Origin of the sequence: Rathayibacter sp. AY1B7 (assembly GCF_002932735.1) — a bacterium.
Taxonomy (GTDB): domain Bacteria; phylum Actinomycetota; class Actinomycetes; order Actinomycetales; family Microbacteriaceae; genus Rathayibacter.
Genome location: NZ_PSWK01000007.1, coordinates 14,050 through 36,616 on the forward strand (window position 1 = coordinate 14,050; position 22,567 = coordinate 36,616).

Here is a 22,567-nt window from a genome sequence, read left to right on the forward strand (position 1 = left end):
GGGGATGCCTCCGCCCCGCGCCGGTGGCGGCCGGGCAGGGCGGAGGCGGTGGGGGACGGTCTACTTCTGGATGCCGGCGCGCTGGATCGCGGCGGCCGTGAAGGTGACCGTGGCGGAGGCGTTCTCGTACGCGTTGTCGGCCGCGGTCGGCAGGACGAGCTCGATCAGCGTGTTCAGCGTCACGTCACCGGCGTCCGAGGGGAAGGTCCCGGTCGTGGTGGGGGTGATGCCGAAGTTCGCCGGGGTGAAGTTCGCCGCGTTGGCGACTCCGCCGATGGTCGAGAGCTTGCCGGTGCCGGTGACGGTCTGCGTGCCCGCGCAGGTGTAGGGGCCGGCCTCCGCGGGAGCGGCGGCGGGGACCCAGGCGGTGGAGCAGGTCAGCAGGCGGTAGTCGAGGCCGTTCGTGCCGGTGACGAGGGACGCGCCGACGCGGCCCGGGTCGGTGGTGTCCGAGCCGACGACGTCGTTGGTGACGTCCTGGTAGAAGCGGACCGACGAGACGAGGTCGCCGTCGTTGGTCGCGTTCGGCAGCACGAGGCTGATCGGGCGCTGGACCGTGTCGCCGGGCGCGATGTTCGCGACGGTGAACGCTCCGGTCACCGAGATGTCGGTCTGGCCGGCGTCGACGTTGCCGACGGCGGTCCCGGAGTCGGTGAACACGGCGAAGGCGCCGGCGCCGGCGAGGGCTCCCGCGGCGAGGAGGACGCCGCCGGTGAGGGCGAACTTCTTCCAGGGGCTGCGACGGGTGGGTGCTGTGGTGGTCATGGCGACCGTTCCTTTCTGGTGGGTGGTGCCCGGTGCGGGCGTGGTCTCCCTCACGAGGACACGTGCAGGACGAGAGGGGTGTCGGCGGGGAGGCATCAGCAGCCTCCGGCGGTGGTGACGGCCGGCTGGGCGACGGCGGTCGAGGCGGCGGACGCGACTCCGAGCCAGCGCTGCAGGTCCGGGCGGACCCGCCACTGGTAGCTGCGGCCCTCACCGACCCGGTCGTCGGTGAAGCTCGTCGCGGAGGCGGCGGGTGCCGCGATCACGGTCCAGGGGCCGGGCGTCGTCCCCGCGAGGCGGCGCTCGAGGGTCCAGCCGGTCGCTCCAGCGGCGGCCGACCAGCTCACGAGGGTGCTCGGCCGACCGGCCGTGCAGCTCGCGACGGGCGTGGCGACCACGGAGGAGCTGGTCCAGGCGCCGAGCCCGACCGCTCCGCTCGTGCTGCCGGTGCCGGAGAAGCCGCGCCGGACGAGGGGAGCGGGATCGACCCAGACCGTGATCGTGCCGCCCGCTGTGAGCGCGCCGTCCGTGACCGTGTACGCGATCGTCGCGCTCCCGGTCCAGCCGTCGGCCGCGGGCGTGTAGGTGCACGTGGATCCGGAGCAGGAGAAGGTTCCGCGCAGTCCCGCCGGGACGCTCGTTCCGGCCAGGGCGAGGGTCGTGCCCGCGTCCTCGTCGGTGTCGTTCGCGAGCGGAGCGACGGTGACGGCGGGGCCGCCGGTGGTCGCGACCACGCGGTCGGGCCGGGCGACCGGCGCGCGGTTCAGCGCGGTGACGGTGACCGTGACCCGCACGTTCCAGGTGCCGTACTGGCCCGAGAGGGAGTAGTCGAAGACGTCGGTGCCGACGAAGGCGGCGATCGGGCGGTAGGTGCACTGGCCGCGGGTCGCTCCGCTCGCGACGCAGGAGACGGAACCCTGCACGGGAGTGGCGGGGGCGGGGGTCGCCGCGCCTCCGATCGCCCTCGGGGTCGCCGAGAGCTGCGCGCGCGAGAAGGTCGCGCCGGTCGCGGCGGGCCCGTCGTTCGCGAGCACGTCGATCACGACCGATCCGCCCTGCACGACCGTCGCGGCGTCAGCCGCCGGATCGGGGATCACCGAGATGCTCACCGAGGCCGTGCGGGTGAACGCCCCGCCGGTCGGGCCGGTCGCCGTCGCCGTGGCGGTGTTGGCGATCGTGCCGGCGGTGACGTCGGCGGCGGTGGTCGTGTAGGCGGCGGTCGCGGTGACGACCTGGCCGGGCAGCAGTCGTCCGGAAGTGCCCGGCCAGGAGTAGGTGAGAGCGGAGAGTCCGCTCTTGGGGTCGCTGATCGCGACCGCGGTGAGGGTGGTGGTGCCGGTGTTGGTCGCGCGGAAGGTGTACGTCACCACGGTGCCGGCGGCGCTGATGAAGGCGGGGTTCGCGGTCTTGGTGAGCGCGAGGTCGTTCGTGCGGGTGATCGTCACCGTCCGCGAGGCGGTGGCCGTGACGGCGGCGCCCGTCGGAGGGGTGCCGGTCGCGGTCGCGGTGTTGAGGACCTGGCCCGCGTCGACGTCGGCCTGCGTGAGCGTGTACGAGGCGGTCGCGGTGACCGACTGGCCGATCTCGAGGCGCCCGGCGGTCCCCGGCCAGGAGTAGGCGAGCGCGGAGAGCCCGCTCTTGGGGTCGGTGACCGCGACGGCGCTCAGCCCGGTGTTGCCGGTGTTGGTGGCGGAGAAGCTGTAGGAGACGGTCGAGCCCACGGCGGCCCCGGTCGGGATCGTGCCGTTCTTCGTCAGCGAGATCGAGGGCGCGTAGCGGATCGGCGTGGTGGCCGTGGAGGTCGCGGTGACCGTCACGGGCGAGGCTGCCAGCGTGCGCCCGCTGACCGTGGCGGTGTTGGTGACGGCCGTGCCCTTGTCGATGTCGGTCTGCAGCACCGTGTAGGGCGCCGACGTGAAGGTGGCGCTCGCTCCGGGGGCGAGCTGCGTCGAGGCGGGCGTGATGCCGGTGACCTTCGGGTCGGCGACGGCGACCGTCTGCAGTGTGACGGTGCCGGAGTTGAGGGCGAGGAAGGAGTAGCGGATCTGCTCTCCGGCGTCGGCCTGGGCGTTGCCGTTCGTGTCGGTGAGCAGGGCGGTCTTGGTGAGGGTCAGAGCGGGAGCCGGGGCGGCGATGGGGGCGGTGACGGTGGCGGTCCTGCTGGTGACGGGGGTCGTCGTCACGACGTTCGAGATCGTCTCCGTCTTCGTCGCTGCAGCGGTCGCCGTGTTGACGAACGAGCCGGCCACCGCTTCGGCGGCCGTGACCGTATGGGATCCCGTGCAGATGGTGGAGGCGAGCGGGAGCAGGGTCGTCGTCGGACAGGAGATGCTCGCGGCCTTCGGGTCCGTGACGACGATGCCGGTGAGCGTGCCCCGGATAGACCCGTTCGTGACGACGAACTGGTAAGGGATGACGGATCCCTCGGCGTAGGCGACGGGCTGCGTGGTGGTGCGGTCGATCTGCTTGACCAGAGTGATGTCGTCGAGAGTGTTGATGGACGAGACGGAGACGTTGCGGACGAGGTGGGTGTCGTTCGATCCACCGGTGGACGCCGTGAAGCCGAGCTTGTAGGTCGAGGGCGCTGCGGTCGGCATCGTGAACTGCATCAGCTGATCGAGCTGCCCGGCGGGCAGACCCGCTGTCCCTCCCCAGTAGACCGTGACGACGGGAGTGGCGGCAGCCGAGACCATGATCCGTATCGTGCGCCCGTAGGACGCGGGCGGAGCGCCCGTCGATGTCGTGGCCGTCGTGCGGACCGACGTCAGCAGGGGAGGCGAGGCCGACTGGAGGAAGCAGTATCCGCTCTTGGCCTGCCCGGGTCCGCGCGCCACGACCTTGTTCGCCGTGAGGAGCGCCGACCCGGAGTTCGAGGGGCAGTCGGAGCCGAGGCCGAGGGTAGGCGCGGCGGGGGGCCTGGCCGAGAAGTTCCCGAAGGCGTCGATTCCGATCCCGAGGTAGCCGCCGTTCACCCCGTCGACGGTCGCCGACTGGCCGTAGCCGAGCGATCCGCCCGGAGCTCCCGCCGCGGTGAGGGACCTCGAGCCGTCGGTGAGGAAGAAGCCGATGCCGTCGGCCCCGGTCAGCGAGCTTCCGTACTGGTACTGGTCGAACTGGACGTCGATGCCGCCCGCGGCAGGAATGGGCCGGTTGAAGACCGCGCCGCCCTTGGCGTCGTTGCGGGCATCGGTGAGCTGGAGGAAGCCCGGACTCGTCGCGGCGACGGGGGCTTGAGTCCGGTTGGCGCAGACGCCGAGGTTCGAGGACCCGGCCGGGGGTGCGGTCGTCGCCCGGGTGATGCAGCCCCCGTCGAGCGCCTGCCAGGCCGAGTCCGCGACGCTGGTGCCGCCGAAGCCCTCCTGGAGCAGGACCGTGGCCGCCGCAGCTCTCGTCGCCGGCAGAACCACGAGGACGGCGGCGAGCAGGAGCAGGACGAGGCCGAGGGCGATCGAGCGGTCGTGGCTCGGCCGGGCATGCGCGTTCGACACGGATCGACCTCCCCCCGGGGCGCCTCGCCGGGCCTTCCGGATGGAGCGGGATCACGATAGGTCGCGGCTCGGAGGCGCCCTGTCCCCCTGAGACGGGACGTGGGCGGCGGACGACGGACCCTCGATCCGGTCGGCACTCAGAGGGGGGAGAGCAGGCGCTGAACCAGCGATCAGGTCGTGCTCAGATAACGAGACTCATCCGGGGGTCTCCCGCGAGAGTGTTGACGTGCGCATGGCCCTCGCGCCGGGCGCACGGCGGCCTGGATCCTTGCCGGCCCCGTGCCGCCCCGGAGTTCCGCCACCGACACGATGCAGTTCCGCTCCCGTGGCGGGCATCTCCAGAGCAGTGGCGCGAGATAGCGCTCTCACCAGGACCTTCTCCGGATCGCTCCGCCGCTGAACGCCAGGTGGGAGCGCCGCCGCGGGTGTCCCTGAAGCGGGTCTGGTGGTCGCGCGGCGGACGCGGGAGGATGCACTCGCGCCTGCCCGCCCGCACGGTCCCCCGAAGGACCGCACCGCGCCCCCTCCACGGTGGTCCGATCCGGACCGCAGCACCCCCCTCACACCTTCCGGTCAGGCTCCGCCGACCGAGCAGCCCTCTCCACGTCGGGATCCCATGTCCTCTCCTGCGCGCCACAGCCGCCGTCTCGTCCTCACCGGAGCCGCCCTCGGCGTCGGATCCGCCTTCGCCTACGCGATGACCGCGTCCGCGGCGCCCGACTACAGCGTGATCCCGCCGCTGCCCAACGAGCTCGGGCGCAGCGACACGGCGATCTCGCGCGTGGGGAAGAAGCCGTACCAGATCATCGACGTGATGATCGGCACCGACCGCGCGCGGCTCTTCGTCCCGCACACCGCGGTCCCCTCGCAGCGCATCGGCCGGGTCGTCTACTGGTACTACCACGCCAACGGGAGCACCTACGCGGCCCTGTCCGGCGCCTACCAGTACAGCGCCGACCAGGCCGTCGACAAGGGCGTCATCTCGATCTGCCCGAACTACGGCGGCAGCATCTACACGAACAAGCGGGCCGTCGCCATGCAGGTGGACGCGGTCGCCTGGTTCCAGAAGACGTGGCGGATCGGGGCGAGCTTCCTCCGCTCGAACTCCGGCGGTGGCGCACTGCTCTGCTGGGCGTACGGCAACAAGCTGGTCCCCGAGATCCGCGGCGCGTACCACGCGGCCGGCGTCTACGACATGGCCGACATGGCCCGCCGCGACCCGGGGCGCGTCCTGCCGGACTACGACAACGACCCCTCGACGATCCCGGCGACCGACCCCGCGCTGCTGCCGCAGGCCTCGTGGGCGGGGGCGCGGATCCGCACGACCGGCTCGACGGAGGACGTCCTCGTCCCGATCGCCGTGCACGGAGGGGCGTGGGTCGCGCTCGCGAAGCCCGTCGCGAAGGAGGCGGTGGTCCTCTACACGCCGACCGAGGGCGCTCCGAACGGCCACAACGTGCCGAGCCTGACGAACAAGGACATGCTCGACACGTTCGACCGCTGGCTCGCGGAGCAGCCGGTCGTTCCGCTGCCCGACGAGCCCGCCTCGTCGATCCCGGGCGAGGGCACGTACCAGAACTCCTCGCCGCTCATCACGACGGCGGGCACCTGGAGCACGATCTCCTCCTCCGCCGACAGCGGTGGGAGCATCAGCTACTCCAGCTCGGCCGGAGCGTCCGCGAGCTTCCGCTTCTCGGGCACGGGCGTCAGCTGGGTGAGCCGGATGACGGCGACCTCCGGCATCAACGAGGTGCTGCTCGACGGCGTCCTCGTCGCCACCGTCGACCGCTACAGCCCCACGACCCGCTCGGGTCAGACGGTCTGGACGAGCGGGCCGATCGCCGCCGGCACCCACACGGTCACGATCCGCCGCGGGACGACGCGCAACCCGGCGTCCACCGGATCCACGCTGATCCTCGACGCCTTCGTCGTGACCGCGGGGACCGTCTCCACGTCGACGCCCACCCCCACCGCGACGGCGTCTCCGACCAGCACGCCGACGCCCACCGACACGCCGACTCCGACCGAGACCCCGACGGCCACGTCCACGCCCACCCCGACCTCGACGCTGCCGGCGGCGGGGACGTACCAGAACGGAGCCGCCGTCATCGCGACGGTCGGCACCTGGGCGACGCTCTCGAGCACCGCCGACAGCGGCGGCAGCATCTCGTACTCCAGCACCTCCACGGCCTCGGCGACCCTCCGCTTCCGGGGCACGAAGGTCAGCTGGGTGAGCCGGATCACCCCGACCTCGGGCATCAACGAGGTCCTGATCGACGGCGTGCTCGTCGCCTCCGTCGACCGCTACAGCGCCACGAACCGCTCGGCCCGCACCGTGTTCACCAGCAGCACCCTCAGTGCCGGCGAGCACACCATCACCATCCGCCGCGGCAGCAAGCGCAACGCCGCCTCCACGGGCAACTCGCTGATCCTGGACGCCTTCGTCGTCGTGTGAGCCGCTCGGGCACCCGAGCCGCCCGCGTGATTCCGGACAGAGGACGCGGGCGGGCTCGGGTGGTCGGGTGTCCGGGGGCTCGTGGAGGGGGCCCTTGTCGCTGAGGCGCTCGCTGGGCGCCCACTGCGTCGAGTCGCCCGGGGATGCAGCTGTTTCAGCGTTCTCGGAACCGTCTCGGGCACCTCAGCGGGCCTCGCGCGAGGCGGCCCGTGCGAGCATGCGGGGATGAGAACGCTGATCCTCGGAGGCACGGGCTGGCTCGGCGGGCACCTCGCGGCGGAGGCGCTGCGGCGCGGCCACGACGTGACCTGCCTCGCGCGGGGGACGGCCGTGCCCGCGGGGGCGTCCCTCGTCCGGGCCGACCGCGACCGCGACGACGCTCTCGACGCCGTGGCTGCGGCATCGTGGGACGCGGTGATCGACGTCTCCTCGACCCCACAGCACGTCCGCCGATCCGTCCGCGACCTGCGCTGCAGCGCCTACGTCCTCGTTTCGACCACGAGCGTCTACGCCGAGAACGCGGTCGTCGGTGCGGACGAGGACGCCGAGCTGCTCCCTCCCTCCGACGACCCCGCCTCGTACGGCGCCGCGAAGGCCGCCTGCGAGCAGGCCGTGCTGGCCGGATCCGCGCCGTCCCTGATCGCGCGCGCCGGCCTGATCGGCGGCCCCGGCGACCCGACGAGCCGCTCCTCCTACTAGCGGGCAACAACTTCCCCGACGCGGGGTCGCTGACGTTATGAGCGTCTACCCGCCGGAGCGTGATGTGCTGGAGGCGGCGCAGTGGGAGCGTTTCACCGCGGGCGACGCCGTGCCGGTGCGTTGTTGGCCCGAGCACTGCGTCACTGCCAGACGGTCGTCCTACTCCCACTCACTAACGTTCGAACCTCCACTGCTGCGCCACGGATCAAGGATCACCCGGACCGCTCCAGAGACGCCCGAACCTGCCAACAAACACCACTTTCGCTGTCCTCTAGGCTGCGAACCATGGGATTCTCAGTGCGCCTAGTACCCGGCGTCCGGGTGCGCGTGTCGAGCCGCGGGGTGAGGACAAGCCTCGGTCCGCGCGCCGCGCGGCTCCACCTGGGCGCAGGGGCACCGGGGTTCTCCACCGGTATCGGACCGGTGACGTACTCCACCAGCCTCGGCGTTGCTCGTCGCACCTCCAGCGGCTCAATCACCCGGTCCGTAGAAGCCGCAAGCAGAGCAGAAGCAGCAGAACAGCTCATCGAGGTCTACAAGCGCATCGACAACCTGCACCGGCAGGAATTCCCACCAGCGACGAGGCCGCTGGCTCCACCGCTGGATGAGATCAACGAGGTAGAAATCTGGAATCTCCACCGAGCGGCACATCTTCAGGGTGTTAGCTGGTTCGCCCGCGACCATCGGCGCCAGGCTCTTGCAAACGCAGAGGCGGATGCTCGGCAGGAGATTGACTGGCACCGATGGCAGCTGGCGACACAACAGGAAGATGCGCAAGCTGTGCTCGACAGGGAGTGGCAATCACTTGTCGACAACCAGCCGGAAGTCGTAATGTCGGCACTGGCCGCCGCTTTTGAGGACAACGACGCCGCCGCTGCTCCTCTGAGTGTCTCTGGCGGTGAAGCAACACTGGTCGTAATCGTGCCTGCTGCCGACGCGATGCCGCAGAGAAAGCCCGACCTTACGCCCGCGGGACGACTTACAATCAAGACTCTGCCAAAAAAGGAAGCGGCGGACTGGCATAAGCATGCGGTAGCTGGATGTGTTCTTGTGACCGCTCGTGAGGCGTTTGCAGTTGCGCCCGGTTTGCGCTCGGTCCGATTCGTTGCCGTTGCGGTTGCTGATTCCGATTCTTACGGAAATCATATTCCACATGTACTGGTCGCGGCGAAAATAAATCGCGCCGCGGTCGATGGAGTTCAATGGGCAACGACGGATTCGATACAGGTGCTGAACGACACCTGCACGGACTTGCATGTTCGACAGGTCGGAGTGACGAAGGCGTTCATGCCGCTCGACTTGTCGGATGAGCCCGAACTTGCAGAGCTGCTGGAAGCAATACGTTACGACGACCTCGTCGATTAGCCCGATCGAAGGGCACCCCCGGTGACGCGTGTTTCGCTAAGCATGCCCCATGAACTAAGGAAAGAATATGTCCTCTCAGCCTCCGCCGCGGCCTCCAATCATTAGGTACGTTAGAGATGCTGGCACCGGCGATAAGTCGTTCCTGGTGACATGGCTGTTCGCACTGCTCCTTGGCTGGTTCGGCGTCGACCGCTTCTACCTCGGCAAAACGGGAACCGCAATCCTGAAGTTGCTGACTTTCGGCGGCTTTGGGATATGGGTGCTCGTGGACCTAATTCTCGTGCTTGCCGGCGCTATGCGGGACAAGCGGGGTCTGCGCCTCCAAGGCTACGAGCGCCACAAGAAAATTGCTCTAATCGTCAGTGCGCTCGTCGTGCTCGTCGGTGTCTTCGCGAACGCCACAGGGGGCACAATTCAGGGCCGAGACGCAAGTGATGCCGGTCAAGTACCTGCACTTTTGTCCGCTGCTCCTGACTCCCCTACCGCAAGTCCGACACCGGCCTCCACTATCCCGGCAACGCCAGTCTCATCTCCTAGCGCAACCTTTGCCCCCGAATATTGGCCGCAGGAGGGTGAGGTTCGCGTTCCAATGTTGGTTGGTATGAGACTTAGCGAGGCTGAAAAGCTGGCAAATCGACTCCGGCTTGAGATCAACGCTGAGGACAAGCTCAACGAGCGGAGCATTTGGCGTAAATCTAACTGGACCGTCGTTTCCCAAGACATTTCACCTGGAACTAGTAAAAGCGAAGGTACTATCGTCAGCGTCAGGGCGTTGAAGACTGATGAAGCAGCCAGTGACGTGCAGGAAATGCTTGCAGCTGACCTTCACGCTGAAGAACGTATTTTCTCAGGGAAGATCACTGGACGCCCAGAGGCCGGTGACCTTTCCACGTTGAGGGTAGACGGGGCCACCGTGACCCTGGATCTCATCGAACCGGTTGCTCAAGCCTGTCAGCCCACTCAGAACGGTGTCGAACAAGCTCGGCAGGAAATGGAAATGGCTCTCCCGATCGGGCAGGAAGTACTGGTTGTCATGAGCGAGCCGCACAGGAGTGAAGGGTTCATTCATCGGCTCGACGGCGGCAATGGTGCGGCCAGTGTCGCACCGCCGGGTGGATCGATAAACGAAGAACTAGTCAGAACAGGCTGGTGGCGCCCAAGTGCCTCGAGCATGGAGGGGGGCGTGGGCAAGAATGGTGTAGGCGATGACACTGTGGCTTACATCGATTATGTGCCGCGAGCGTCCATAGCCGATGGAGCCCGACCGTACGCGCGACTCATAGCGCAAGCAGGCAACTCCGTGGCCGCCAATTACATCGGCACTGTAGGAGAATGTCGTCGTGCGCTCGAGATCGAGGTGGCACAGGAAATTGACGCCTGGCGCGAACGAGAAGCGGATTTTGACAGGCGAGCGGCGGAAGCAGAAGAGGAGCGTGAGAACAACTATCGATATTGCCGAGACGGCGATGGTGATGGGTTCTGTAACGAAGGTTGATCGGTCGGTAACGGTGCCGTCGCTGTCAAGAGTCGCGAGGGCCAGGGGCAGCACGAGGTCCGACTGAGAGTACGTGACAGTAGTGTTGCGGTACTTCCTAATGATGTCGTGAACAGGTTGCAGTTCCTTCGGCACGCCGGGGAAGCCGGGCATTTCGTTCAAGCGGGGTCGAACGTCGGGTGCCATGAAGGGCCGGATGTAAGCGGCGACCGCATGGAGGCGACGGCCCTTCCGCGGTGAACCGGACCTCGACCGGTATGGCACGATCAACCCATGCCCGGCTCACTGCACGCCTATGTCGTCGAAGGAACCCGTCTCCGAGTGGATGTGCTCTCGGATCAGGGGGCGACTCTCTCCCTTGCGGGGGAATTCACCGATCTCGAGCCGGTGACGGAGAGCGGTGGCGTTCTCGAGAGCAATCCTGCACTGCGCAGCAACATGTGGGCGTACGCCAAGACCTGGTACCGCGCCCGGATGACGTCCAATGCCGAGGCTCTCGCGCATTCGGATCCGGCCGAGCAGAAGGCAGCTCTCCAGCAGGTGGAGCAGGAGCGGCGGACCGCACAGAAAGTGGCCGAGACGTACGCGAAGACGGCGCAGTGGATCGCGGACGTCGCAGACGACGTCTCGCTGCTGGACGTCCAGCACGGATGGTGCTCGTCGTGCTTCTTCAACACCGAGCACCGGAAGTCGAACCGTCCCGCGGGGCAGCTTCCCGTCTACGTCTGCCAGGGCTGCGGATCCGCGACGCTCCCGTGCGTGGCTGTGGGCTGCGGCAACATGGCGGTGCGCGAGCGCGGCGCTCTGCGCGTCCCCCAGTTCTGCGCCGAGCACAAGCACGAGATCCCGGGCTTCGAGAAGGCCCAGGGGACCTTCGGCGAGCTGCACGACTACGAGGCCTTCCTCGAATACGAGAAGCCCGACCTCGACGCGACCTCGAAGATCATCGTGGGCGGCATCGCTGTCCTCGCGATGGCGGCGCCGGTCGCTCTCCTCGCCGCTCCCGCCATCGGCGGGGCGATCGGCTCGCTCGGCGTCTTCGGCGGATTCACCGGCGCAGCGGCGAGCTCACACGGACTCGCGCTGCTCGGCGGCGGCACCCTCGCAGCGGGCGGGCTCGGCATGGCCGGCGGCACGGCGGTCGTGACGGCCGTCGGAGCGGCGGTGGGAGGTGTCCTCGGGGCATCGGTCGCGAACGCCTACCTGAGCGAGGACAAGTCGTTCCAGATCGAGCTGCTCCGTCCGGGAACGGGCGGCGTCCCCGTGGTCGTCGCTAACGGGTTCCTCACCGACGGTGAGGGAGAGCGGTGGGGCGAGTGGAAGTCGATCGTCGACTCCCGCTACCCGGACTCGCCCGTCTACCGCGTCCGATGGGGGTCGAAGGAGTTGCGGGATCTGACGGATCTCGCCCTGGGCGCAGCAGGCAAGGGCGTCGCCATGGGGCTGCTCAGAGGAGCGGCGGCGCTCGGGCACAAGGCGGGGGCGAAGCTTCTCGGAGGCGTCGCCGGGCCGGCGATGATCGCCTCGGACCTCGCGAGGAACCCCTGGCACGTCGCGAAGAACCGCGCCGACAAGACGGGCGTGATCATCGGTGATCTGCTCGCACGCACGAACGCGGAGTCATACGTGCTCATCGGTCACAGTCTGGGAGCGAGGGCGATGGTCGTCGCCGCGCAGTCCATGGGCACGAAGCCCGGAGGGCCGCGGATCCAGGCCGCACATCTCCTCGGCACCGCGATCGGAGCGAAGAGCAACTGGGACTCGTTGACCGCCTCGGTCGACGAAGCGGTCTACGGCTACCACTCCCGCAACGACGCGATCCTCAAGTTCGTCTACCGGACGGCTCAGGCCGGTGAGACGGCAGCTGGTCTGGTGGGCTTCATCCCAGCGTCCAGCAAGCTGCAGAACATCGACGTCTCGGATCGTGTCCAGACGCACTTCGAGTATCAGGACAACGTCGAGCTCCACGACGCCGTCTGAGCGGTGCCGGGCGGGAGGTCGGTGACCTCTCGCCCGCGATCAGTCGATCCGCTGGTCCTTCGTCCATCCGCGCAGGACTCGCCGACGACCGCCGGCTCGGCCGTTCGGCCCTCGAGGGACGAGCGCTGTCCGAGCTAGCGCCCTTCCCCACCCAGCCGCTCACTCATCCCCGCGACCTCCTGCCACGCTCCGGTCGCCCGTTCCTCCGCCGTCGTTTCCCGCAGCATCGCGATGAGCCGCTCCCGCAGCCGCAGCTCCGCCTCGGTCATCGCGCTCTCGTGTCCCCGTGCAAGGAGGTACGAGTGGGCGTCCGTCGCGAAGGCGGCCAGAGCGTCGAGGAAGATCTCGAGGACGCGGGCGGCCTCGCCGACGTGGGACGGATCGTGGGGCACCGGCAGCATCGGCACGAGCCGCAGCCTCCCCTGCCAGAGGCGCTCGTCGAGCGGATCCGCGAAGAGGGTGAGCGCGGTCGCGAGCGTTCCTGAGGCGGAGGAGGGGAACGCGCGGCGGACGTCGTGGACGATCTCGTGGAAGTGGTCGTCGCTGAGGCCGAAGCCGACGAAGAGCAGGTGCCGGGTCGCGAGGGTGGCCTTCACGATCGAGGAGAGGGCGCGGCGGGAGGAGTCGAAGCCGAGGTAGTCGTCGCGGGTGAGGACGATCGAGGACGGGTCGTCGACGGTGCCGTGGAGCTTGAGCAGCCAGCGCTCGTGGTCGCCCTCGTGGTCGCCGGGGATGACGGCGCGGGGGACGCCCGCGTCCTCGGACGCCGTCTCGAAGAGGCGGTCGTAGTTGAGCGTGATGGCCTGCTCGGAGTCGATCGCGGTGAGGAGCGCCGGAGCGAGACCGTACCGCTCGAGGGATCCGATCTCACGGGCGACGGCCTCGGCGAACCGTCCGGGCTGCTCCTCGTCGAAGAGCGTCGCGAGGTAGGACGCCTGGTCGAGCACGTTCTTCCCGCTGAGGACCGCGGACGTGTCGGAGTCGAGTCCGATCTCGCGGCCGAGCTCCTCGAGCAGTCCGTCCCAGGAGGGGCCGCCGGCGCTGACGCTGGTCCCGGCGCCGAGGAAGGGCACGAGCCGGCGGCGACGGGCGCGCTCGGCGAGGCTCTGCGCCTCCTCGAGGGCCGGAGCCTCCAGCTCGGGCCAGGACGTCGCGGGATCGAGTCGCCGCCTGGACTGGGCGAAGGCGTGGACGTCGGCGCGGAGGGTGACGATCGCGATGTCGACCTGGAACGCCTCGGCGGCCTCCCGCAGCACGCGGAGCTGCTGGGCGAGCACGGCGTCGCGGAGGGTCCCTGATCCGCCTCCCGCCGTCGCGAAGAGCGGCACGGCCAGGAGCGGCAGCGGCCGCCTCGTGCGCCGATCCCTCGTCGCCGTCCGCGCGGCGACCTCGACGAAGGCCCGGAGGCGGCGGGCGATGTCGGCGAGTCCTTCGCTGTCCTCGGCGTCGCGCACGGCGTGATCGGGGACGGCGGTGAGGACGGGAGTGGGCTCGCCGTCGCGCGGCGCGAGCGGCAGTGCCGCCTGTCGGCCGTCCGAGAACTCCGGAGTCAGCGCGGCGCGTGCGCGATCCTCCAGCTGCGGGACCCCGCGCCAGAAGTCGGTGAACGAGAGGAAGCGGTCCGTCGGCAGGAGCCACGCGTCGCAGGCGAAGTGGAGGAGGCTCCCGCGGGTGACGAAGAGATGAGGTCGAGGCACGGCCTCTTCCTATCAGCATCGCTCAGTCGCCCGGGAGGGCTCGTTCTCCGCGTCGAGAACGAGCCCTCCCGGGCGACTCGGTGCAGACGGCCGGGAGTCACGCGAGCATCCGATGCCGACGTGACGCCGGCGTCAGCGCCCCAGCACTCCCGCGTACACCGCGAGGTACTCGTCGACCATCCGGTCCACGGCGAAGCGGCGGCGCGCGGTCGCCCGCACGGCCGCGCGGTCGAGGAGTCCGGCCCGTTCGACCGCGGCGACCGCCTCCGACAGGGAGCCCACCGCGAACCCGGTGACGCCCTCGTCGATGATCTCGGCCATGGATCCGCGGCGGTACGCGATCACCGGCGTCCCGCACGCCATCGCCTCGACGACGGAGAGGCCGAACGGCTCGTCGAAGCCGATCGGATGCAGGAGCGCGAGCGCCCCGCCGAGCACGAGGGCGCGCTCCTCCGGCCCGACCGAGCCGCGGTAGACGACGCGAGTCCCGTCGACGAGCGGCTCGACCTCCTCGCGCCAGTAGCGCTCGTCCTGGACGATGCCGCAGATCACGAGTCGCCGCCCGGCCGCGGCGGCGATCCGGACCGCCTCCGCCGTGCCCTTGTCGGGGTGGATCCGGCCGAGGATCACGAGGTCCTCTCCTCCGGATCCGGCGGGGAAGCCGTCCACGTCGATCCCGTGGTGCACCGTCGCCGCGTAGTCGAGCTCGGGGGAGCGGTCGCTGTCCGAGATCGACACCAGGTGCTCGGTGCGCGGGTGCCGCAGCGCCTCGCGGTAGGCGGGCAGGATCTCGGGCCCGGAGAAGCCGTGCACCGTCGTCACCAGGAATACGGCCGCGGCGGCGTCGACGTCGACGCAGCGGCGGATCAGGAGGCCGGCGCCGCGAGTGGCGTCCTCGCGGCCGTGCCCGGCGGGGAGGACCTACTCGAGGAGGAAGGCGCGCCCGTTGATCAGCAGCGTGTCGCCGTCGGTCGCGGCGAGAACGCCGAATTCGTCGACGGAGCGGGTGGAGTCCCCGGCGGTGTCCGAGGTCGCGGCGACAGCGGGAGTGGCTGCGGCGGCGGTGAGGAGGAGCCCGCAGGCGAGTGCGGTGATCACGGTCGTGCGGTTCATCGGCGTCGTCCTTGGCGTCGTGGTGGGCCGCTTCTCGTGGAGGCGGCGGGAACTGATTCGAGCCTAGGGCGCCGAGCCCGTCAACGCCCTGGGTCGTTCCTTGGGTTCAGCTATGAAGTACCGTGCAGCCATGCCCTGGGGACGCCTCTACTTCGCCGTGCAGGCGCTCGGCGGAGCGGCCTGGTGGGTCGCCGTGGCGCTCGTCCCCGCCGTGCGGATCGCGACGCTCGGCAGCCTCGATCCCGTCCCTGTCGCGGCTCTCGACCTCCCGCTGTTCGTCGGCGCCTCCGCTCTCGCCGCCGCCGGGATCCGCTGGGCGGCCGTCACCGCGACGGCCTGGACGCTCCTCGTCGCGGTCGCCCTGGCCGTCTGGGCCACCCTGACGGGGGAGGCGGGCTGGGGCGTCGTCGCGATGCTCGCCGCGGCGGGCGGCTCCGTCGTCGCGGCGTGCCTGCTCCTGCTCGGCCGGGTGCCCACGCGCTGGATCGCCTCCGGTCCCTTCTCCTTCCGCGTCGCGACCGCGGGCCGCCGGCCCGGATCGCACCTCGCCGCGACCCTCGGGCAGATCGCGGTGTTCTGGGGAGGCGCGCTGGTCGTCGTCCCGCTGGTGATCGCCGCGCTGGAGGAGCGCTGGGGCGTGGGCCTCGGAGCGGCGCCGCCCGCGGTCGTCGGCGTCGGCGTCCTGCTGCTGGTCGCGGCGAGCGCGCTCGGGATCTGGTCGGGGCTCACGATGTCGCTCCTCGGCGACGGCACGCCGCTGCCGATCGCGATGACCAACCGGCTGGTGATCGCCGGCCCCTACCGCTGGGTCCGCAACCCGATGGCGGTCGCCGGCATCGTGCAGGGAGCGGCGGTCGGGCTGCTGCTCTCGTCGTGGCTGGTCGTGCTGTACGCGCTCCTCGGCGCCGTCGTCTGGAACCGGGCCGTGCGCCCGCTGGAGGAGGCGGACCTCGCCGCCCGCTTCGGCGCCGACTTCGAGCGCTACCGCTCGCGCGTCCGCTGCTGGGTGCCCCGCCGCCCGGAGCCGCTGCCGCGCCGGGGGTAGCCGCTGCCGCGCCGGGGGTAGCCGCTGCCGCGGTGCGCTCGCCGAGGCGTTCCGCCCCCGCCGGGACACCGCCGCCAGGCCGGCGACTCGTCGACGAGGGCTGTGTCTCGAGGCGCGGTCCGCTCCTCCGCCCCCACAACGCGCCTCTCGGGACGGCGACGCGCCTCGCCCGCCGACCCCGTCACTCCGCGGTGCGCCCGCGCCCCACCACCGCGGCGACCAGCCCCGCCGAGACCGCGGCCAGCGCGACCAGCACACCGCCCACGCCGAGCGCCCCCGCCACGAGCGGAGTCGCGAGCGCCAGCGCGACACCGGGGAGCGCCAGCCGCGCGGGCATCGGCTGGTGCTCGCCGAGCGGCGCGTGCACCGCCCACAGGGTCAGGACGAAGACCGCGACCGGGACCGCGACGGCCGCGCCGATCACCGTGTCGGACGCTTCGAGGTGGCCCGCGGTCGCGGCGACGGCCGCCTCCAGCCCGGATCCCAGCGCCGCGAGGGCCGCGAACGCCGCGAAGTGCGCGTAGCCCCAGCGGTAGGAGAGGCCGCGCCGCCGCTCCAGCAGCTCGCCGGAGGGATGCGAGAACGACAGCCACCACAGCGCGAAGACGATCACCAGCCCGCAGGCCGCGACCAGCACGAGCGAGGTGCTGACGCCCGCCTCCGTCACCGCCCGCTGCACGCCCATCACCGCCGCGAGGACGCCCTCGCCGAGCAGGATGATCGTGAACAGCCCGTACCGCTCGGCGACGTGGTGCGGATGCCAGTTCGCGTCGCCCGCCCGCTGTGCCCAGAGGGGCACGGCCAGCTCGCAGACGACCAGGAGCAGGAAGCTCACCACCCCGACCTCCTCGGGCAGGAGCAGCCGCATCAGCCAGCCGACCTGCACGATCGAGAAGCCGACGGCGTTGCGCACGGCGGAGGTGCGGTGCTCCGGAGTGGACACGGCGACGCGGATCCACTGGCTCACCAGCGCGAACCGCATGATCGCGTAGCCGATGGTGATCGCCCGGTAGTCGCCGTCCTCGAAGCCGGCCGGCACTCCCGCCGCGAGCACCAGGACGCCGCCCATCTGGGCGAGGGTCAGCAGCCGGTAGGGCACGTCGTCGGTGTCGTACCCGGAGGCGAACCAGGTGAAGTTCATCCACGCCCACCAGATCGCGAAGAACACCATGCCGAAGGGGAGGAGCCCCTCGGCGAGGTGCCCCTCCTCGGTCGCGTGGGCGAGCTGCTGGGCGATCTGCGCGATCGCGACGACGAAGGTCAGGTCGACGAGCAGCTCGAGCGGACTCGAGACGCGGTGCGCCTCGTCGATCGCGCGCGGCTGCATCCGCACGCGGAGGGGGTGCGCGGGGGAGGCGGGCATGCGCTCATCCTGCACCCGGAGGGCTTCTGCGCGAGTGCCGCGCCCGCCTCCCGCGACCCTCGGCGCCCGCCCTCGCACCGAGTGTCCAGAAGTCGTCGCACTCGAGCGCGAGTGCGACGACGATCGGACACTCGCGGACGGCCGGACCTCGCCAGGTCGGGCGCAGCCGACACCGCGAGCACGCAGAAGTCGCGGTACTCGCCCTCCCGTACGCCCACTTCTGAGTTCTCGCGCGCCCCGGGCGACGCCCGGCGGCCCCGCGCCCGCGCCCCGCGCCGGCCCGCGCAGGACCCCCGCCTACGATGGGTCGGGATGTCCCCCGAATCCGCGCTCGCCGCCCCGACCCGCGCGTCCCCGGGCGCCCGGCGGTCGCGGCGCGGGCCGCTCCTCGGGCTCGCCCTGGTCGCCGTCCTCGTGGCGACGCGCCTGCTCGCCCCGGACGCGGCGGGAGACGCCCTCTCGGACGCGGTGCGCGACTTCCTCACCCTCTCGATCAGCGTCGTCATCGAGTCGCTGCCGTTCGTGTTCCTCGGCATCGTCCTCTCGATCGCGGTGCAGCTGTGGGTGCCCGAGGCCGTGCTGCTGAGGATCCTGCCCAAGCGGGCGCTCCCGCGGCGGCTCGTGATCTCGCTGCTCGGCGTGCTCCTCCCGGTCTGCGAGTGCGGCAACGTGCCGCTCGCGCGCGGGCTGATCGTCAAGGGCCTCTCGGTGTCGGAGTCGATGACGTTCCTCCTGGCCGCGCCGATCGTGAATCCGATCACCATCGTCACGACCTACCAGGCCTTCGGCTGGGCCGACGGGATCCTCGTCTGGCGCATCGTCGGCGGCTTCGCGATCGCGAACCTCGTCGGCTGGATCTTCAGCCGCCACTCCGAGCCGATGAGCCTGCTCACCGACCGCTTCCGCGCTGCCTGCGAGGCGGGCGAGCGGCCCTCCCGCTCCCTCCGCGACCGCTCCCGGCGCAGCGTGCTGCTGTTCGCCGAGGAGACCGGGGCGATGATGCCGGCGCTGTTCGTCGGCGCCGCCATCGCGGGGCTGATCCAGGTCGGCGTCTCGCGCGACGTGCTGACCACTCTCGGCGGCGACCCGCTCTGGTCGGTGCTGGCGCTGATGGTGCTCGCCTTCGTCATCTCGATCTGCTCGAACGTCGACGCGTTCTTCGTGCTCTCGTTCGGCTCCACGTTCCTGCCGGGAGGCATCATCGCGTTCCTCGTCTTCGGCCCGATGATCGACGTCAAGATGCTCGCGCTGCTCCGCACCACGTTCTCGGCCGCGACGCTGGTGCGCGTCACCGTGCTGGTCGCCCTCGCCGCGGCCGTGCTGGGACTGGCGGTGAACTATGCGCTCTGAGCGCCTCCTCGCCCGCTGGAAGGGCGTCGTCCTCAGCCTGATCGGCGTCGTCTCGACTTTGTGGCTCGCGGCGACCGGCCGACTCGGCCTCTACATCCACCCCCGCTACTTCGAGTTCTCGGTGGTGCTCGCGGTGATCGCAGGAGTGCTGCTGATCGCGGCGTTCGCGGTCGTGCCGGGCGCCGAGGAGGACGCCCACGAGCACGAGGACGACGTCGAGCACCTCCACGCCCCCGTGCCCGCCCGCCCCTGGCGCCGGGTGGTCGCGGTCGCGGCCGGAGTCGCGGTGATCGCCTCCGCCGCCGTCGCCCTGCTCGTGCTCCCGCCGGCCGCCCTCACCGCCTCGACCGCGACGCAGCGCGAGGTCAACACCAGCGCCGTCGACGCCTCCGTGACCGCTGCGGCGCCCACCGGCGACACGGCCTCGTTCAGCGTGCGCGACTGGGCGACCCTGCTGCGTCAGGGCGCGAGCGAGCAGTTCCTCGCCGGCCGCACGGCGACGGTGAGCGGATTCGTGACCCCCGACGCCTCCGACCCCGAGAACGTCTTCTACATCGCCCGCTTCGTCGTCACCTGCTGCGCGGTGGACGCGCAGCCGGTGGGCGTGCCGGTCTACCAGGCCGGCTGGGCCGACACCTGGTCGGAGGGGCAGTGGCTGGAGGCGAGCGGCGGCTTCGGCGCGAACCCGAGCGTCACCAGCGCCGAGGCGGTCGTGCTGGAGCCGGAGGCGCTCACTCCGATCGACGAGCCGGCGATGCCGTATGTCTACTGAGCGCGGCGCGAATCCTGAGCGCGGCGCGTCTCCTGAGCGCGGCGCGTCTCTCGAGCCCGGCGCGTCTCCCGGCGGCGGCACGTCGGCGCAGAGCGGGCGACGGGCCGGAGGCGGTGCGCGGCGGGCTCCCGGCCTCGACTCCGCAGGCGCCTCCCGCTTCTCGCGGCTCTTCTGGGCGGTCGTCGCGGTGCTCGTCCTCGCGGTCGGAGGCCTGACCGCCGCCACCGTCGCGAAGGGGCCCCGGGTCGCCTCCCTCGAGGTCAGCACCGACGGCGTCGTCGAGCGCGACGGCTCCCGAGCCCGCCTGCACCTCGACCAGGCGCTCGAGCCCGACGCGCTCGACCGTGTCCGCGTCGCTCCGGACGCCCCGCACACCGCCGAGCTCGACGGCGGCGTGCTCACCGTCACCTTCACCGACACCCTCCGCTACGCCACCCGCTACGAGATCGGGATCGACGACGCCCGCAGCGCCGCGACCGGCTCGGCCGCCGACGTCTCCGCCTCCTTCACCACGAAGGACCCCGACCTCTTCACCCTCGACCGCACCGCCGACGACCCCTCGCAGCCCGACGCCGTCCGCGTCCGCCCGCTCTCCGGAGGCGACGCCCGGGTCCTCGTCACGGCCGACCGGATCCAGGACTACGCCGTCGTCGGCCCGGTGCTGGTCGTCGTGACCATCGAGCCGGACGACACGAACCTCCTCCGCACGGTCACGCTCGACACCGGCTCCGAGGGCGTGATCCCGCTCCCCGGCCCCGGGACCGTGCGCGAGCTGCACTCCTCGCCCGAGAAGGGCGTGCTCGGCTGGACCTTCACGGGGCAGGCGCCGTCGGGCCCGCTCGACCGCGCCCTCTACTCCTACGACCTCACCGACCAGAAGGCCGAGGCGGTCCCCGTGGTCGGGATCGACGGCGGGCCGCTGCGGGCGCGCGACTGGATGTTCGTGCCCGGCACCACCTCGGTCGTCACCCACTCGCTCGACGACACGGTGCTCCTGCTCGACCTGCTGACGCCCGGCTCGATCAGCCCGCTCGGGCAGCACGCGGAGCTGCGCGGATTCGTGCCCGGCGCGAACCGGCTCGTGGTCGCCGATCCGGAGTCGGGCTCGCTGATCGACCTGGCCGACGGCTCGGTCGAAACGCTCGCCCTCCCGCCGGCCGACGTGAGCGCGACCGCGACGCCCGTGCAGATCCTGCTCCTCGACTCCGGGAGCTACGTCGAGCTCGAGGCCGAGTACGCGCCGGAGACGGGGGCGACCCAGTACTCCGTCGTCCGCGTCGACGCGTCCGGCACCTCGGAGGTGTTCCGCACCTCGCCGACGGGGCGCATCCGCGGCGTCTGCCTCTCGCCGAACGGGCAGTACCTCGCCGTCGAGACCGTCTCGGTCGAGGGTCGGCCGGACGACTACCCGGGCGAGCCGGGCTTCAGCGCCACCTCGACCGTGCTCGTCGACCTCGGCACCGGCGACACCGCGCGCAGCGTCAACGGACGCTCGCGCGACTGGTGCGCGTAGGGGCCGGGCCGACGACCGGCTCGTCCACCTGACTGATTGCTGGCGGCTCGGAAGTACCGGATCGTTCAGCAGATCATCGAGAACGACCAGCGCGCCGAGCTGAGCGTCGCGGACCGCACCGCCGCGTGGGCGCAGCTCGCGTTCGAGGGCGTGTCTGCCGCGGCGATCGCCAAGCGCACCGGCACCAAGACCGACGCGGTGAAGAAGGGGCTTGCGGTCGCGGAGTCCGCGACCGTCACGTCCGTTCTGCACGAGCACGAGCTGACCCTTGACCAGGCGGCGGTGCTGTTGGAGTTCGAGGACGACGCCGACGCCCGCGCGACCCTGATCGAGGTCGCCATACACGACCCGGCCCGGTTCGAGCACACCGCGCAGACCCTCCGCGACGAGGCCGCGCACCAGGGGCTCCTCGCGGCGACCGCCGCCGAGTACACCGGCAACGTCTTCCAGATCCTCACCCGCTCCGACGCCTAGGGCGACCAGGCGACGTGGACGCCGGTGCGGCAGCTGCGTGGCGAGGACGGGAAGAGCGTCACCCCGGAGCAGGTCGCCGCCGCTCCCGGCCGCGGAGTGCTCATCGACACCAGCTGGCGCGGCGAGGTCGAGGTCACGCTCCTGGTTCAGGACCCGACCGCTGCCGGATTCACCTACGCCTACGGAGCGCCCGAGCAGCCGCAGACCGAGGAGGAGGCCGAGGAGGAGCGCGCCGAGAAGTCCGCTGAGCGCAAGGTGCTCATCGCCAACAACAAGGCGTGGAACGCGGCCGAGAAGGTGCGCCGCGAGTGGATCGCGACGTTCCTCGCCCGCAAGACCCTCCCCAAGGACGCGGATCGCGTCATCGCCCTGGGCCTCACCGCTCACCGGTTCGCGGTGTCGTCGGGGATGAGCAACGGCAGCGACCTCGCGCACGCGCTGCTGCGCATCGAGCGCCCCTCCGGCTACCGCGCCGACGCTCTCGCGGCGCTGATCGAGGGGAACCCCGCGAAGGCCCGCCTGGTCGCGCTGGCCGTCGTGCTCGGAGGGCAGGAGGCGCACACGAGCAAGGAGTCCTGGCGCCGCGGCGACGAGCGCACGGCCGAGCACTTCCGCCAGCTCGCGGCCTGGGGTTACGCGCTCTCCCCGGTCGAGCAGGTCGTCACCGGCGACAGCACCCCCGCCGACGCCGCAGGGCTCAGCTAGCTCCTCCGGCGGGGACCGGCTCGCGCCGGTCCCCGCCCCCTCCTCCTCTTCCACTGCTGCACAGGAAGGCCCGCCCGTGACCACCACGACCACCGCAGCCCGCCCCGCCCACCGCTTCGACCCGTACCAGGAGTGATCGACCTCGAAATCGGATCGCTCCGCTCCCAACTCGGCGCCCGCGGTCAGCCGAAGCACCAGCATCGCCTGCACGATCCACCTCACCCGGAAAGGGGACTTAGTTAGACCGTCTAGAAAATCTAGGCTGTGACCGCTCGATCGGCGATCCCT

At 70.9% G+C, this 22,567-nt stretch carries 17 protein-coding genes; 11 read left to right on the plus strand and 6 right to left on the minus strand.

What is annotated here, in order from left to right:
• Positions 1–60: 60 nt before the first annotated feature.
• Together C5C95_RS05525 and C5C95_RS05530 are read right to left on the minus strand one after the other, a co-directional pair.
• Positions 61–765 (minus strand): TasA family protein, encoded by a 705-nt coding sequence (locus tag C5C95_RS05525; RefSeq protein ID WP_104323990.1) that lies wholly within the window; start codon positions 763–765, stop codon positions 61–63.
• A gap of 95 nt (positions 766–860) precedes the next feature.
• Positions 861–4,253: an Ig-like domain-containing protein gene (locus C5C95_RS05530; protein ID WP_104323991.1), complete on the minus strand. Its 3,393-nt coding sequence runs from the start codon at positions 4,251–4,253 to the stop codon at positions 861–863.
• Positions 4,254–4,869: 616 nt separating this feature from the next.
• On the opposite strand from C5C95_RS05530, the gene C5C95_RS17355 reads away from it, so the two are divergent.
• The 5 genes from C5C95_RS17355 (at position 4,870) to C5C95_RS05550 (ending at position 12,247) form a co-directional block, all read left to right on the plus strand.
• Entirely contained in the window at positions 4,870–6,708 is a 1,839-nt protein-coding gene (locus C5C95_RS17355) for a hypothetical protein (RefSeq protein ID WP_181027253.1), read from the plus strand.
• Between the two features lie 225 nt (positions 6,709–6,933).
• Positions 6,934–7,407 (plus strand): NAD-dependent epimerase/dehydratase family protein, encoded by a 474-nt coding sequence (locus C5C95_RS05540; protein ID WP_104323992.1) that lies wholly within the window; start codon positions 6,934–6,936, stop codon positions 7,405–7,407.
• Positions 7,408–7,692: 285 nt separating this feature from the next.
• Complete coding sequence (locus C5C95_RS17100) at positions 7,693–8,772, plus strand: DUF4236 domain-containing protein (RefSeq protein WP_146078952.1); 1,080 nt, start codon at positions 7,693–7,695, stop codon at positions 8,770–8,772.
• A 145-nt stretch (positions 8,773–8,917) separates the two neighbouring features.
• On the plus strand, positions 8,918–10,267 hold the full coding sequence (locus C5C95_RS17360) for an NINE protein (protein ID WP_374953792.1): 1,350 nt from the start codon (positions 8,918–8,920) through the stop codon (positions 10,265–10,267).
• A gap of 273 nt (positions 10,268–10,540) precedes the next feature.
• Positions 10,541–12,247, plus strand: a complete 1,707-nt coding sequence (locus C5C95_RS05550; protein ID WP_104226369.1) for a DUF726 domain-containing protein — start codon at positions 10,541–10,543, stop codon at positions 12,245–12,247.
• Between the two features lie 134 nt (positions 12,248–12,381).
• Here the strand turns inward: C5C95_RS05550 and C5C95_RS05555 are convergent, their stop codons facing one another.
• The 3 genes from C5C95_RS05555 to C5C95_RS05565 all read right to left on the minus strand — a co-directional run bounded on the left by C5C95_RS05555 (position 12,382) and on the right by C5C95_RS05565 (position 15,057).
• Positions 12,382–13,944, minus strand: coding sequence for an SIR2 family protein (locus C5C95_RS05555; RefSeq protein WP_104323993.1), 1,563 nt, complete (start codon positions 13,942–13,944; stop codon positions 12,382–12,384).
• Positions 13,945–14,076: 132 nt separating this feature from the next.
• On the minus strand, positions 14,077–14,766 hold the full coding sequence (locus C5C95_RS05560) for a glycosyltransferase (protein ID WP_258072630.1): 690 nt from the start codon (positions 14,764–14,766) through the stop codon (positions 14,077–14,079).
• Between the two features lie 99 nt (positions 14,767–14,865).
• A complete protein-coding gene (locus tag C5C95_RS05565; protein WP_104223384.1) occupies positions 14,866–15,057 on the minus strand; it encodes a hypothetical protein in 192 nt (63 codons plus the stop codon).
• Positions 15,058–15,187: 130 nt separating this feature from the next.
• Here C5C95_RS05565 and C5C95_RS05570 point away from each other — a divergent pair, with 130 nt between their 5' ends.
• The gene (locus tag C5C95_RS05570; RefSeq protein ID WP_104323995.1) at positions 15,188–16,102 is read left to right on the plus strand and encodes an isoprenylcysteine carboxylmethyltransferase family protein; all 915 of its coding nucleotides are present in this window, start codon (positions 15,188–15,190) and stop codon (positions 16,100–16,102) included.
• Positions 16,103–16,283: 181 nt separating this feature from the next.
• Here the strand turns inward: C5C95_RS05570 and C5C95_RS05575 are convergent, their stop codons facing one another.
• Complete coding sequence (locus C5C95_RS05575) at positions 16,284–17,465, minus strand: low temperature requirement protein A (RefSeq protein ID WP_219812277.1); 1,182 nt, start codon at positions 17,463–17,465, stop codon at positions 16,284–16,286.
• A 312-nt stretch (positions 17,466–17,777) separates the two neighbouring features.
• Between C5C95_RS05575 and C5C95_RS05580 the strand changes: the two genes are divergently transcribed.
• The 5 genes from C5C95_RS05580 to C5C95_RS05600 are packed head-to-tail and all read left to right on the plus strand — an operon-like array spanning position 17,778 to position 22,279.
• The gene (locus C5C95_RS05580; RefSeq protein ID WP_104223382.1) at positions 17,778–18,815 is read left to right on the plus strand and encodes a permease; all 1,038 of its coding nucleotides are present in this window, start codon (positions 17,778–17,780) and stop codon (positions 18,813–18,815) included.
• Positions 18,805–19,587, plus strand: coding sequence for a TIGR03943 family putative permease subunit (locus C5C95_RS05585; RefSeq protein WP_104226373.1), 783 nt, complete (start codon positions 18,805–18,807; stop codon positions 19,585–19,587). The genes C5C95_RS05580 and C5C95_RS05585 overlap by 11 nt, the downstream gene beginning before the upstream one ends.
• Positions 19,577–21,100, plus strand: coding sequence for a hypothetical protein (locus C5C95_RS05590; RefSeq protein WP_104323996.1), 1,524 nt, complete (start codon positions 19,577–19,579; stop codon positions 21,098–21,100). The genes C5C95_RS05585 and C5C95_RS05590 overlap by 11 nt, the downstream gene beginning before the upstream one ends.
• A 36-nt stretch (positions 21,101–21,136) precedes the next feature.
• Positions 21,137–21,574, plus strand: coding sequence for a hypothetical protein (locus C5C95_RS05595; protein ID WP_104226375.1), 438 nt, complete (start codon positions 21,137–21,139; stop codon positions 21,572–21,574).
• Positions 21,575–21,598: 24 nt separating this feature from the next.
• Entirely contained in the window at positions 21,599–22,279 is a 681-nt protein-coding gene (locus tag C5C95_RS05600) for a hypothetical protein (protein ID WP_104226376.1), read from the plus strand.
• The last annotated feature ends 288 nt before the right edge of the window (positions 22,280–22,567 follow it).